Source organism: Ruegeria sp. H3, from assembly GCF_056533095.1.
On record NZ_JBQFOD010000010.1, the window covers coordinates 45,190 to 58,562 of the forward strand.

Annotated in this window: 11 protein-coding genes; 3 read left to right on the plus strand and 8 right to left on the minus strand. The window is 57.9% G+C overall.

The genetic code is table 11. The features are described 5' to 3' along the window. Positions 1-78 precede the first annotated feature (78 nt). Positions 79-1,167, minus strand: a complete 1,089-nt coding sequence (locus ACR0JE_RS12920) for an ABC transporter ATP-binding protein (RefSeq protein ID WP_480544121.1) — start codon at positions 1,165-1,167, stop codon at positions 79-81. Between the two features lie 234 nt (positions 1,168-1,401). After that, complete coding sequence (locus tag ACR0JE_RS12925) at positions 1,402-2,442, minus strand: helix-turn-helix domain-containing protein (RefSeq protein WP_480864441.1); 1,041 nt, start codon at positions 2,440-2,442, stop codon at positions 1,402-1,404. A gap of 172 nt (positions 2,443-2,614) precedes the next feature. Between ACR0JE_RS12925 and ACR0JE_RS12930 the strand changes: the two genes are divergently transcribed. Next, positions 2,615-3,805, plus strand: a complete 1,191-nt coding sequence (locus ACR0JE_RS12930) for a sterol desaturase family protein (RefSeq protein WP_480864442.1) — start codon at positions 2,615-2,617, stop codon at positions 3,803-3,805. A gap of 12 nt (positions 3,806-3,817) precedes the next feature. Here the strand turns inward: ACR0JE_RS12930 and ACR0JE_RS12935 are convergent, their stop codons facing one another. Next, positions 3,818-5,464 (minus strand): sulfatase-like hydrolase/transferase, encoded by a 1,647-nt coding sequence (locus ACR0JE_RS12935; RefSeq protein ID WP_480864520.1) that lies wholly within the window; start codon positions 5,462-5,464, stop codon positions 3,818-3,820. A 240-nt stretch (positions 5,465-5,704) separates the two neighbouring features. Here ACR0JE_RS12935 and ACR0JE_RS12940 point away from each other — a divergent pair, with 240 nt between their 5' ends. Then, positions 5,705-7,396: a thiamine pyrophosphate-binding protein gene (locus ACR0JE_RS12940; protein WP_480864443.1), complete on the plus strand. Its 1,692-nt coding sequence runs from the start codon at positions 5,705-5,707 to the stop codon at positions 7,394-7,396. A 67-nt stretch (positions 7,397-7,463) separates the two neighbouring features. On the opposite strand, the gene ACR0JE_RS12945 is transcribed toward ACR0JE_RS12940, so the two are convergent. Continuing rightward, positions 7,464-7,850: a winged helix-turn-helix transcriptional regulator gene (locus tag ACR0JE_RS12945; RefSeq protein WP_480864444.1), complete on the minus strand. Its 387-nt coding sequence runs from the start codon at positions 7,848-7,850 to the stop codon at positions 7,464-7,466. 137 nt (positions 7,851-7,987) lie between these two features. On the opposite strand from ACR0JE_RS12945, the gene ACR0JE_RS12950 reads away from it, so the two are divergent. Next, the gene (locus ACR0JE_RS12950; RefSeq protein ID WP_480864445.1) at positions 7,988-8,704 is read left to right on the plus strand and encodes a glutathione S-transferase family protein; all 717 of its coding nucleotides are present in this window, start codon (positions 7,988-7,990) and stop codon (positions 8,702-8,704) included. Here ACR0JE_RS12950 and ACR0JE_RS12955 read toward each other — a convergent pair whose 3' ends face one another. From ACR0JE_RS12955 to ACR0JE_RS12970, 4 genes are all read right to left on the minus strand, one after another. Beyond that, positions 8,705-10,021 carry an HlyD family type I secretion periplasmic adaptor subunit gene (locus ACR0JE_RS12955; RefSeq protein ID WP_480827056.1) on the minus strand — a complete coding sequence of 439 codons (1,317 nt, stop codon included), beginning with the start codon at positions 10,019-10,021 and terminating at the stop codon, positions 8,705-8,707. Beyond that, positions 10,018-11,742 carry a type I secretion system permease/ATPase gene (locus ACR0JE_RS12960; RefSeq protein WP_480864446.1) on the minus strand — a complete coding sequence of 575 codons (1,725 nt, stop codon included), beginning with the start codon at positions 11,740-11,742 and terminating at the stop codon, positions 10,018-10,020. The genes ACR0JE_RS12955 and ACR0JE_RS12960 overlap by 4 nt, the downstream gene beginning before the upstream one ends. 211 nt (positions 11,743-11,953) lie before the next feature. Continuing rightward, on the minus strand, positions 11,954-12,967 hold the full coding sequence (locus ACR0JE_RS12965) for an Ldh family oxidoreductase (protein WP_480864447.1): 1,014 nt from the start codon (positions 12,965-12,967) through the stop codon (positions 11,954-11,956). A 91-nt stretch (positions 12,968-13,058) separates the two neighbouring features. After that, positions 13,059-13,274, minus strand: coding sequence for a hypothetical protein (locus ACR0JE_RS12970; RefSeq protein ID WP_170534685.1), 216 nt, complete (start codon positions 13,272-13,274; stop codon positions 13,059-13,061). Positions 13,275-13,373 lie beyond the last annotated feature (99 nt).

Below are 13,373 nucleotides of genomic sequence, written 5' to 3' on the forward strand. Positions count from 1 at the left end.
TGTTGTAGTGTCAGCTGGCGCACGGGTTTTCGCCAGCCGGTCCCTCGGTGAAACCGCGCTTGTACTGCGCGGTTTGGTCTATGCGTCAAGCGCACGACAATCCTTAGCCAGCCAGCCAATGTCGATCTCTTGGCCGGGCTGAAGGCGAATGGCATCGGGGGCGTTGCGCGTCTTGACGATGAACTCGTCATTCCCGGCAACCGACATACGGAAGCGGAACACATCACCCATATAGATGAACTCTTTGACCGTTGCCTTCAGCGTATGCGCATCGGCATGCAGACGGTCCTTGTTGAATTCGACGCGTTCGGGTCGGATGGACACTTTGGTCCGATCACCCGGGGCGTTCACATTAATTGGAACTGCGTCAATCTCGGAACCGTCATCCAGCTGCACGACGCAAGCGCCACCGTCGATCGATTTCACCACGCCTTCCAGCGTATTGTTTTCACCGATGAACTGCGCGACGAAGCTGTTTTCGGGTTCCTCATACAGCTGATCCGGCGGAGCCAACTGCTGAATGCGGCCATCATCGAATACTGCAACCCGGTCCGACATGGTCAGAGCTTCGGTCTGGTCGTGGGTTACGTAGACCGTCGTGATGCCCAGCTCATGCGCAAGGCGGGTGATTTCGAACTGCATATGTTCGCGCAGCTGCTTGTCCAACGCGCCCAGCGGTTCGTCCATCAAGACCAGCTCGGGCTCAAACACCAGCGCACGCGCGAGCGCGATCCGCTGTTGCTGACCCCCGGACAGTTGCGCCGGGCGGCGGCCGCCAAAGGCCCCCATCTGAACCATATCGAGCGCGCGTTTGACCTTTTCCTCACGCTCGGATTTGCCCAGCTTGCGCACTTCAAGCGGGAACGAGAGGTTCTCGGCCACGGTCATATGCGGGAACAGGGCGTAGTTCTGAAAGACCATGCCGATGCCACGCTTATGCGGCGGGATGTTGTTGATCGGCTTGCCATCCAGAAGAATTTCACCATGAGTTGCGGTTTCAAACCCGGCCAACATCATCAGACAAGTTGTCTTGCCCGAGCCCGAGGGGCCCAGCATGGTCAGAAATTCACCTTTTGGCATGGCGAGGTTAAGATCTTTGACAACGAGGTTTTCGCCATCATAAGATTTTTGAACGCGTTGGAATTCGACAAACGCGGCGTCGTTCATAGATTCGGTCACAAGACCCCCTGTAGCGTCAAATGATTATCCGCGTTTTGCGGATTTCATTGATCTGTCTGAAAGATTTAAGACCAAGGCGGTTACGTAATGCAACAACAAATCTTGGATTGAATAACAGCGATCAAAAAATGTTAATCTCACGAACAATTTGATCAATAATTGTCGCCCTGGCGAACAATTTCAACATTTGGTGAGTCGAACGCTGCGTGTTGTCCCGGCTGTTTAGGGATTGTTCGCATTCAACGTTATTGTTCTCTCTAGATGTTGTTTTCTGAACGCCGTTGGTGTTGTTCCAGTTTGATCCCGAAACGCGCGGTTGAACGGGCCGAGTGAAGAAAAGCCGACATCGAAGGCGATGCTAAGGACAGTGCGGGCCTCCATTTCGGGTTCGGTCAGTAGTTTTTGTGCCTCGGTGATGCGGAACGTGTTGACGTAGCTGGGAAAGTTCCGGTGCCCCATGCCCTGATTGATCGCGGCCCGGATGCGATGCTCTGTCGTGTGCAGATGCGCCGCAAGCTGGGCCACGGTCAGCCCCTCGTGACGCCACAACCCTTTTTCCATAGCTTGTTGAATGCGTTGTGCCAAAGCTGCCTGGGTCGGGTTGGCCGGTGCGTTTTCCGAAGCGCCGCATGGCGCGGTGCGCCAGATATCCGGGCGCAAATATGCCGACCAAACAAGAAACGACGCCGCTGACAGGAATATAACGCCCGCTTGCAGGACAAACAGCCCGCGCGGCATTGTGCGGTCCAGTTGCAGGATCTCAACGGCGGTGATGACGCTGGCAAGGCCCAGAACCCAGACCAAGAACCACCGCCGGAATCGGCGGCGCTGGGCGATCAGGTCATTCGCGTCCCCGCGTATCACCACACTGAGCATGTGAAAAAGCAGTACAAGCGCAGCGATGCCACGCAGTGCCGCGATCCAAATGTGCAGATGTGACAACCAGGCCGAAGCGACAACTATAACGGCAAGGCTGATCTGCCATGGTCTTACATCCGCTTGATCCTGAAACAGCTCCAGCGCAGCCCAATACAGCAGAACTGGTACCAGTGACGCCACCCAGATCAGTACGGTCTGTGCCATCGGGTGCAGCGGGATATCTGGTGTGGATACGATCAGGTAAGGGCAAAGGCACAAGCAGAGCGTTGCCACAGAAAGGTTTTTTCTGTTCACGCGACCGCTGAGGAAAATACAGGCGCATAAAACAAGGGCGCCAAGGGCGGCACCTCTGAGAAAGATATCAATCAGTGCAAGATCGGACATTCCAATCCCAACAGAACGGGCGTTTCCTGACTGGTCAACGGTCTGGGCTGGTCGATTTCAAAAAACCCTAGCCGATTCTTAAGAAAACCCGCCGGTCTTTGAAATCGACAGGTCATGTGCAGTGGCGCATGCCAAGCCTTCGCTCGTATCCATTCAGACGACGGAGCCTATTATGTTGACCTTTTCGAACATCATGACTCTTTATGCCGAGGTGTTTGGTGCAGACCTTCTGCGCTATGTCATCGGTGCCGGCGGCACTTATCTGCTGATCAATATCCTGCTGTCACGCCGCTTAAATCGACAGAAGATCAGGCCCACGGACCCACCTAAGGGACAAATCAGGCGCGAAGTATTGGCCAGCTTGCGCACGGTTCTGATCTTTGCGGCTGCCGGGACGTCGATCGCGTTGGGCGCGCGGGCTGGTTTGATGACGATATATCCCGAGGTCGCAGATCGCGGGTGGTGGTATTTTCTGTTCAGCGTGGCCGCGCTGATCATCTTGCACGACGCATGGTTTTACTGGAGCCATCGCCTGCTGCACCATCCGCCCCTGTTCCGGCGGTTTCACCGGTTGCATCACAGGTCGCATCAGCCGACGCCTTTCACCTCGTACAGTTTTGACGTAGGCGAGGCTGTCGTGAACGCGATCTACCTTCCGCTTTTGTTGATCATATTGCCCGCGCATCCCGTCGCGCTATTCATCTTTGTCACCCATATGATGCTGCGCAATGCGCTGGGGCATTGCGGGGTTGAGGTGTTCCCAGCGCGTCCCGATGGGCGGCCAGTTTTTGGCTGGATGACCACCGTCACGCATCACGATCTGCACCACGCTCATGCGCGGTACAATCTGGGCCTGTACTTCTCATGGTGGGATCGGTTGATGAAAACCGAGCATCCGCAATATCATGAGAGTTATGCCCAAACTGCGCCGCGCCTGTCGCGGGCCCGGCTGGGCATCGTTGGTCTGATCGTCGCGCTAGTTGCGGGATTCCTGGCCGACCGGGCGCAAGCGTTTGATCTGGGCGGCAGCTATGCCTCGCCGGGTTTGGGCGTGGTGGTTCGGTTTGAAAATTGCCCCTCAGATTCGGCTGCGACCTGTGGTCGGTTGCTATGGGTCTGGGATCAGGCCGATACGCCGCATGCGCGGATCGGTGATCTGATCCTGACCGGTTTGAAGTTCAACGGTGAAGTTTGGGAGGGTCAGTTGCGCGACCCGGAAACCGGGCGTGTGTATCGGGGAACGATTCAAAGCGCCTCGGCTGTCAGCTTGAAGCTGCGAGGCTGCGCGGGGATCTTCTGCGCCAGTCAGACATGGCATTCGACGCGATATCTCAAAAGCATCATGGGTCGCCTCGACCCCTGAACCGAGCCTTGATTAGCTGTCTTTTGAGGTGAAGTCCTGCGACACCGGCCCGCGATACTTTTCCATCAGCTCATCAGGAACTTCGGTCCCATCGACCAGAAACGGCAGAATGCCCCGGCGCAGCGAGCGACCGCGCATCGCATCCAGATCGGCGTCGGACCGGGTGACCCGCTGCGACATGCGCCGCCCCCATGTCGCCAGCATGCCATACAGGCGGTCGATCTGATCTGTGTGGCTGTCTGTTTTACCCAGGTCGTCAAACTCGTCCGGGTCGTTTTGCAGATCGAACAACATCGGGCGGAACCCACCTTCGGCATGGATCATCTTGAAACGTCCGTCAAAAACCATGAACAACCGCGCATCCGGGTTCGAAAGACCAAGCGCCTGACGCATCGGTGTGAGGCAATAGTCATATTCGCTGATCACAAAGTCGCGCCAGTCAGGTGCTTCCCCACGCACCCACGGCATCAGGCTGCGGCCTTCGAGGATATGGCCTGCCGGTTCCCCACCTGCGACCTCAAGGAAGGTGGGAGCCAGATCAATCTGTTCGACCAGTGCATCACAGGTGGTGCCGCGCGTTCCGTCTGCTTCGGGACGCGGATCGTAGAGGATGAGAGGCACTTTCACGGATTGCTCGTGGAACAGATCTTTCTCACCCAGCCAGTGATCGCCAAGATAGTCGCCATGATCCGATGTCAGCACGATCATCGTGTTCTGCATCTGGCCCGTGGCTTCCAGGTGATCCAGCAGGCGACCAAGGTGATCGTCGCATTGCTTGATCAAACCCATATAGGCCGGGATGACCTTTTGCCGGGTCTCTTCCTTCTGAAAGGCGGCGGCGATCTTGTTGTTCATGAACGCGGCGTAGACGGGATGGGGATCTTCTCGCTCAATTTCGGCCCGGGTTGCGGTCGGTACATGGGCTGGTCCGTACATATTGTGATAGGGGGCTGGCACAATATAGGGCCAATGCGGTTTGATATAGCTGACATGGGCGCACCAGGGCCCTTTGGCCTGATCAATGAAGTCGATTGCGCGGTCCGTCAGCCAGGGCGTTTCGCTATCTTCCTCGCGTATGTTGGCGGCTTTGTCGGCGTTTTGGAACAGCCAGCCGCTGGCGATCTCACCATCTTCGACCCCAGCATTGGCATGATTGGCCCAAGGGTTTTGGGCGTCATAGCCTTTGGATTTGAGATAGTCATTATAGGGCGCGGGTTTTTCGTCATAGAACCCGTCGGGCCCTTCGGCCCAAAGTCCGTCATCGCGGACCCAGACGTCAAATCCGCATTCAGCCTGCCGTGCGCCAATGATGCTGTCGGGCGACAAGCCCAAACGCGCCATTCCGGCAGCGTCGGCTTTCATATGGGTCTTGCCGATCAGCCAGCACCCCATACCCGCGCCCCTTAAGTGATCGCCCAGCGTGACCTCGCCGACGCGCAGCGGATACCCGTTCCATTGCGCACCATGGGACGAGGCATAGCGCCCGGTGTAACAGCTCATCCGGCTGGCCCCGCAGATCGGCGATTGCACATATGTGTTGGTGAAACGCACGCCCATCCGTGCAACCCGGTCAAAGTTCGGTGTGTCAAGATGAGGGTGCCCGGCGCAGCTGAGATAGTCGAACCGCAGCTGGTCATACATGATGAACAGGATATTCATGGCAGCCTTCAATGATCCTCTCCTTAAATCCTGCCAGATTAGGGGGCTGGTCTTTGCAATGAGGGGTGATAAGCGGGTTATCAGATGATCCTGGCCTGGTCAGTCGAATAATTTTCTCATTTCATGGATTTCTGGATTTACCTTCAACGTCTTCTTCGGCCAAGTTGGCCGCGATAGGAACGCCCTCGATGTCGGACTGACGCGAGCGTTTCACAGGACGGTTCGAAGGAAAAGCCCGAGATGACAGAACGGAACGGTGGCGTTGTGCTGGTGGAATGCTTGCAGGCGCTGGGCGCCCAGCACAGTTTTGGTGTGCCGGGTGAAAGCTATCTGGCGGTGCTGGATGCACTGCATGATACCGGCAGCGCACGGGCCGGGGCCAATGGTGCGCTGGATTTCACCCTGTGCCGGAACGAGGGTGGCGCGGCCTTTATGGCAGCAGCCTATGGCAAACTGACTGGACAGCCGGGCATCTGTTTCGTCACACGCGGTCCGGGGGCGACCAATGCCTCAATCGGGGTGCATACGGCGATGCAGGACAGCGCGCCGATGATCCTGTTTGTGGGTCAGGTGGGCACCGACATGAAAGGGCGCGAAGCGTTTCAGGAGATCGACTATCGCGCCTATTTCGGGACCGTCGCCAAATGGGTAACCGAGATCGAGGCGGTAGATCGTATCCCAGAAATCATCGCGCGCGCCTGGACCACGGCTATCTCGGGCCGTCCAGGTCCGGTCGTCGTTGCCTTGCCAGAGGATATGCTGACTGCCGTCACCGATGTGCCCGCTCTGACCGACCCGGCGGTCGTACATGAGCCCGGCCCGACGCCCGATGCCATCGCTGGTGTGATCTCGACCCTGTCCGGTGCGGATCGCCCATTGATCCTGATTGGCGGCGGGGGTTGGCGCGCCGACGGCAGTGCCGCGTTGCAGCGTTTTGCCGAAAGCTCTGACATCCCCGTTGTGGCCGCGTTCCGGTTTCAGGACCTGTTTGACAACCATTCCCCCAGCTATGTCGGCGATGCCGGAACCGGGATGACACCGGCCACACGGGCGCAGATACAAGGCGCGGATGTGATCCTGGCCATCGGCGTGCGGTTTGGAGAGATGACAACCGAAGGCTACACTTTGCTGAGCGTGCCCAAGCCGGAACAGAAGCTGATCCATGTGCACGCCTCGGACCGAGAGCTTGGCAAGGTCTACATTCCCGATCTGGGTATTCAATCCGGTCCGAATGCCTTCGCAACCGCCCTGTCCGAGCATGTGGCGAGTGGAGGATGGGCAGATTGGCGCGTGCAGGCACGTGCGGATTATGAGGCTGGTTTCGACCTGCCCGACCTGCCCAGCCCGGTGGATATGGGCAAGGTCTCGGCCTATTTGCGGGATCGCCTGCCCAGTGATGCAATCCTAACCAATGGCGCAGGGAACTTCACCGTCTGGCCGAACAAGTTTTTCAAATACGGCCCTCAACAACGCCTGTTGGCCCCGCAATCCGGTGCGATGGGGTATGGCCTGCCCGCAGCCGTTGCCGCCAAAGTCGCGCATCCAGAGCGAACCGTTGTTTGCTTTGCCGGGGACGGGGATTTTCAGATGAATTGTCAGGAGCTTGGGACCGCCATGCAGGCAGGTGCGCAACCCATCGTGCTGATCCTGAACAATGGCACCTATGGCACCATCCGAATGCATCAGGAAAAAACCTATCCCGCCCGTGTTTCGGGGACCACGCTAGAAAACCCCGATTTCGCAGCACTCGCCCGGTCTTATGGCTATCACGGCGAACGGGTCGAACGAACCGAGGATTTCGAGGCCGCGTTCGAAAGGGCGCTGGCGTCGGATACAGGGGCTGTTCTGGACCTGAACATCTCAGCCGAAGCGCTGACCCCAAGGCAGACCCTCAGCCAGATGCGTGAAGGGGCGCAGAAGGCAGGGTCATAGGTCAGGTGGCCCAGCCGCCTAAATCGCACAGGACCGCTGAGATTTATGAGTGGCCGACAGAACGCGGTCAGACCTTTGACGTATCAGTTTGGGCGAATGCGGGCGGCAACTGATCGCTCCACTTTCTGAGTTCGTCCAGAAAACCAAGTGCGGTGGTGCCCAAGGCGGTGATCGAATATTGCACCGAAATGGGCGCGGTATCCATCACTTGCCGGTGCACAAGGCCTTGATGTTCCAGCTGCCTGAGCCGCTCGGTGATCATTTTCTTGCTGGCGCCGCCAATCATGCGGGACAGGTCATTGAATCGAACGGGTCCATCCTTGAGATGCCACAGGATCGACCCGGTCCACTTGCCGCCGATAATCCGCATTCCGCGCTCAATCGCGCAAGGTTCGGCACAGGCGTTGCTTACGACGCGTCGCCCGTTTTCATCCTGTTTCACAACTGCCTGCATTCTTTGAACCCACAAGTTGGACTAGGTTACTAAAAGTATACTGGTTGCTTTTTGATCTCTCAATCCTCAGATTTTGCAGACAACTAAAATGATCCTGGTCAGCCTGTCCTGACATCTGAAACATGCCGAGGATAACCATGTCTCAACCCGAAATTCATCTGTACACCGCTGGCACCATGAACGGCTACAAGCCTGTCATTTTTTTGGAAGAAGCGGGCGTCCCATATGATCTGACCCATATCAACTTTTCAAAACAAGAGCAGAAGACGCCGGAGTTTCTGGCCCTCAACCCTAATGGGAAGATCCCGACAATCGAAGATCGATCCGAAGGGCGTGCAATCTTTGAAAGCGGCGCGATCCTGTGGCACCTGGCTGAAAAATACGGAAAGTTCCTGCCCCTAGATCCAACCAAACGATCCGAGGTTATGCAGTGGATGCTGTTTCAGGTCGGTCACGTCGGCCCGATGATGGGGCAGGCAATGTATTTCCAGCATATTGCTGCCCCCAACGGCCACGAGGAACCGTTTTCCATCCGCCGTTACGTCGACGAAAGTCGCCGCCTGATGGAGGTTATGAATGATCGGCTTGAGTGTCGCGATTGGATCGCGGCCGGAGAATACACGATTGCGGACATGATGTTATATCCTTGGGCGCGAGCCTATGTCTGGGCACGGGTTAAGGTGGATGATCTGCCGCATCTGAACGCCTGGTTTGATCGGATCGATGCGCGCCCTGCGGTTCAGAAGGCGCTGACCATTCCAAAGGCGAATCCACAGTTTTGGGATGCCGATGCAGATGCCAGCGCTTTTGCAAAGGAAAACGCCGCCCGGTTCTCGGGTGATGTCAAAAACTGATCACTCGCGGAAGGCACGGTTGAAATAGTCGGCCATCGGTTTGACCAGATAGGACAGCGGCGTGCGTTCATCGGTCTTGATCATCGCCTCGACCGGCATGCCGGGCAGAAGAACCTGACCGTTCAGCCGTTCGACCTGTCCTTCATCAGGGACCAGCTCGGCCCGGTAGAAGGTGAAGCCGGTTTGCTCGTCGGTGAATGTATCGGCCGAGACGTTGATCACGTGGCCGTCAAGTTCAGGCGTTTCGCGCTGGTTGAAGGCGGGAAAGCGCAGGGCAACAGGTTGGCCCACATGCAGTTGGTCCACATGGATCGCATCCACCCGTGCGGCGACAAGCAATGGCGTATCTTGCGGGACCACATACATCATCGGCTCGGCTGGCTGGATTACCGATTGCAGGGCAAAAACCTGACTGCCATAGACGGTGCCCGAAACCGGCGCACGAATGTCCAGACGGGACAGGCGTTCCGTCAGAGACAACCGCCGTTCTGACAGTTCCGCGACCTGGGATTGCACGTCGCGAAGGGTAGTAATCGCTTCTTCCCGTCGGGTGGCGTCCAGCTCAACGATCCGAATTTCGGTCGCGGCGATTTGGCCTTTGAGCCGGGCGATGGATGCCTCAAGACGCCCGATCTCACCGCTAAGGCTGGCCTCTTCCCGTTGCAGGGCCAGGACCCGGCTGGCCTGTGTCAGGCCGCGGCTCAGCAGGCTTTGTTGATCTTCAAGCTCCTCGCGGATCAGCTCGACCTGCAGGCGGAGCGAGACCAGCTGCGCCTCGGTGCCGTCAATCTCACTTTCGGTTTGAACCAGCTGTTTTTTCAGCTGATCGGTTTGCTGAGTCATTGTATTCAACCGCGCCTCGAACAGGCGTTGTTGACCTTCGATCAGGTCGCGCTGGATGCCATGTTCGTGCTGAACGCCGTCCAATTGAATGGCCAGGTCTTCGGGGGTGGCGCTGTCCCGTTCTGCTTCCAGCCGGGCACGGCGGGCGAGAAGTTCGAACAGCTGCGCCTCGACGATGGTTTTTTCCGAAGACAGGAAGGTATCGTCCAGCCGCAAAAGCAGATCGCCGCTGGACACGACCGCACCGTCGCGCACAAAAATCTCGCCTACGACGCCGCCATCCGGGTGCTGCACCACCTGACGGTTGCTTTGCACCTCGATCGAGCCTGAGGACACAATTGCACCCGCCAGTTGGGTGTATACCGACCAGATACCAAGACCGCCGACCAGAATGGCAAGGGCCAAGAAACCCACTAATGCGGGCACGGTAATCCGCCAGGGTGTGCGCCCGTTGGTTTTCGTCTGCTCGGTCATCCGGCGTTCACCTGATTGAGGTTGCGTTTGATGGCACCTGCGTTTTGGACCATCGCGTTCAACACCTCGTCACGGGTGCCGAACTTGACCAGCTGTCCCTGTTCGACAACCGCCAAAGTATCACATTCCGAGATGGCCTGGGGTCGATGGGTCATGATGATGGCTGCTTTTCCCGCCTCTTTCAGCCCGCGCACTGCAGCGTTCAGCGCTTCGGTCCCATCCGCATCAAGGGCAGAGTTCGGCTCGTCCAGGATCAACAGCACCGGGTCGCCATACAAGGCCCGCGCCAGTGCGATGCGCTGTTTCTGACCGCCCGACAGCTGGCTGTCATTGCCTTCCAGAAACGTGTCATATCCCTTCTCCAAAGACAGGATCAGCTCATGCGCGTTGGCCTTTTTGGCCGCCTCGACCACAGCCTGCGGATCGGGGTTTTGTGACATGCGGGCGATGTTTTCCGCGACTGACCCGTTAAACAACGTCACCTGCTGTGGCAGATAACCAATATGCTGACCCAGATCGGTGGGGTCATATTGATCCAGTGTCGCGCCGCCTAGCCGAATTTCCCCGGCGGCAGGGTGCCAGAGGCCCAGCAACGCCTTGGCCAGCGTGGTCTTGCCTGATCCGCTTTTGCCGATCACACCAAGCGCCGTTCCGGGCTCCAGTTTCAGCGTCACATTGCGCAAGGTCGGTGCCGCCGCGCCCGGAGGGATCACTGTCAGCGCCTTGGCAGCCAGGCGTGCCTCAGGCGTGGGCAGCTTGGTGCGGTTGGGTTCGGGCGGGGTTTGATCCAGAAACTGGTTGAGCGAGGTCCAGGCGGTGCGCGCCTTTTCGATCATGGACCATTGCCCAACTGCCTGTTCGACAGGGGCCAGCGCCCGACCCAGTAGGATCGACCCGGCGATCATCGCACCGGGCGACAACTCGTTCTGCAACACCAGCCAAGCGCCAAGCGCCAACATGGCCGATTGCAAAAACAGCCGCAGCGATTTGGTCAGTGAGGTGAAGCTGCCTGTCCAGTCACTGGCCGCAATTGTCTGACGCAGCGCATCAGTGCGCTGGTTCATCCAGCGCAGGGTGACATCCTGTTGCATCCCCTGGGATCGAACAACCTCGGCCGATTGTCGGGCATGTTCCGAGAAGGAGTTGGCCCGCGCCGATGCAGCCTGCGCCTCGGCCACCTTGCGGCGGGTCAAGCCCTGGTTCAGCAAGGCAATGACAATCAGAAGCCCGCCACCTGCAACGGCCAGCCACCCCAGAAGCGGGTGGAATATGAAAATCGCAGCCAGGAACACCGGGGTCCACGGGATGTCCATCACTGCAAGCAGCACAGGCGACGAGCACAGGTTCTGGATCGACTCAAGATCGCGCAAAGCAGTGGCTGGGGCCGAGCGGGCCTGCGGGTTAAGTGACCGCCGCAACGTGGCATCGAACACCCGTTCATCCAGCTTGGATTGAAACCGCGCGCCAAACCGCGCCACGATGCGACCGCGGGCAAAATCCAGCATCGCCATCAGCGCATAAAGCAGCGCAACAAGGATAAACAGGGCTGTCAGCGTCTCAACCGCACGCGAACTCAACACTCGGTCATAGACCTGCAACATGAACAACGGCCCGGTCAGCATCAGAAGATTGACGAAGATGCTGAACAGGAAGGCCAAAGCCAGAAAAGTGATCCCCTGATTGCGCACGATGCGCAATTCATGGCGTGGGACGGGTGACATTCTGTGTTTGGGTTTCAAGTTGCATTCCACATCAATCAGGTCCGGCGGTGCGGGCCTCTGACTTAAAAAGCCGGGCCTGCATTGCCAAGAATGCTTCTCTCTTCCAGCAAGAAACCGCGAATAACAAAGCAGACACAAGGCAGTTTTCGGCCAAGCGTGTCATTTGTGAAGATCGGAAGGCCCAAGGTGGACCAGACGGGAAACGCGCGGCTTAACTTAGGGTTGAGATTTGATCCAAAACCGCGCGGCTGGCCATGATCCCCTTGGCCTCGGCTTCGGCCCGGTTTTTCAGCCGTCCATCACCGGGGACGCGGGCGTCGCCATTGCCTTCGATCTCGGCGCAAATTCGAGTGATGTAATCGGCGAAGGCGTCATTGCCAAAGCGGGCAGGATCCAGGGCAATCAGCGTCGCCCCGCCTTTGATGTTCAGCGCGCCATGTGCTTCACGTTCGGCATCGTCGACGGATAAGGTGCCGCCAGCCAAAGCTGCGCCCAGAACCTCGACCAAAAGGGCAATTCCCGCACCTTTGTGACCTCCAAACGGCAATAGGCTGCGGGTTTCCAGAATGGCGTCCGGATCTGCTGTGGGGGTCCCATCGCGATCCAGCCCGGCGGGTTGCCGCAAATCATGCCCTTCTGCAGCGGCCATTTTGATGTCCATAAATGCAACGGCGGACGAGGCCTGATCCCAGACCACCGGCGCAGACCCTTCACGGGGGCAGGCAAAGGACATCGGGTTGGTGCCAAAGACCGGGCGCACACCGCCTTGCGGTACCACCAGTGAAAGTGAGTTGATAACGGCGATGGCGACCAGCCCGGCCTCGGCCAATGGTTCGGTGTCAAAGCGCAGCGCACCCAAATGGTGACAATTGGCACAGGTGAAGGCGGCGATGCCGTTTTCACGGGTCATGTCGATCAGTTCGTCGCGCGCCGCATGGGCGGCGATCTGGTAATAACCATTATCCGCGTTCCCACGCAGAACGCCGGGGGCAATGCGGCGAATGACCGGGTTGGCGGTCGGGTTGGCGTAGCCGGAGGTGAAACTTTGCGCATAAACTGGCAGATTGCGTAAACCGTGGCTGCGCGGTCCGTCCCGTTCGGACCGCATGATGATATCGGCCAGAATATCGCTTCCAACCTCATCCACACCCACCCCTTGCAGCGTCGATTTTGCAAGCGACCGCACATCGGCCAACGAGAGGGTTTGCATGGACGGGTCTGTCACGGGCATGTCCTTTTGGTCTGTTGCGCAAAGTGATCAGGCCCCATCTATTGAGGTATCGACCGGCCTTGCACTTGATTGATCTGGTGAAGGTTTATGCCCGTGGTTTCCGGCTGAGCAACCCGTATTTCACGGCCCATGATCGAAATGACCGACGTTTGCGCTTGTCTTTCTTCAGGGCTTGCTTCGACTGGGTTCCACCTTTGCGATTGAACTCATAGACGTCGATAACACGCTCGGCGCAGCCACAGGCCTCACCCATGCCCACCTTGGCGAAATAGAACTTTTCGAAACGCTCCGGTTTGTGCATGCCGATCCCCTTGCTGCCCCGATTGAACACTTTTTGGTGGGCGCATGCCAAGCTTCAATATCAAGCCGTTGGAAAAATGATGGGGCTTTCCGACACCTT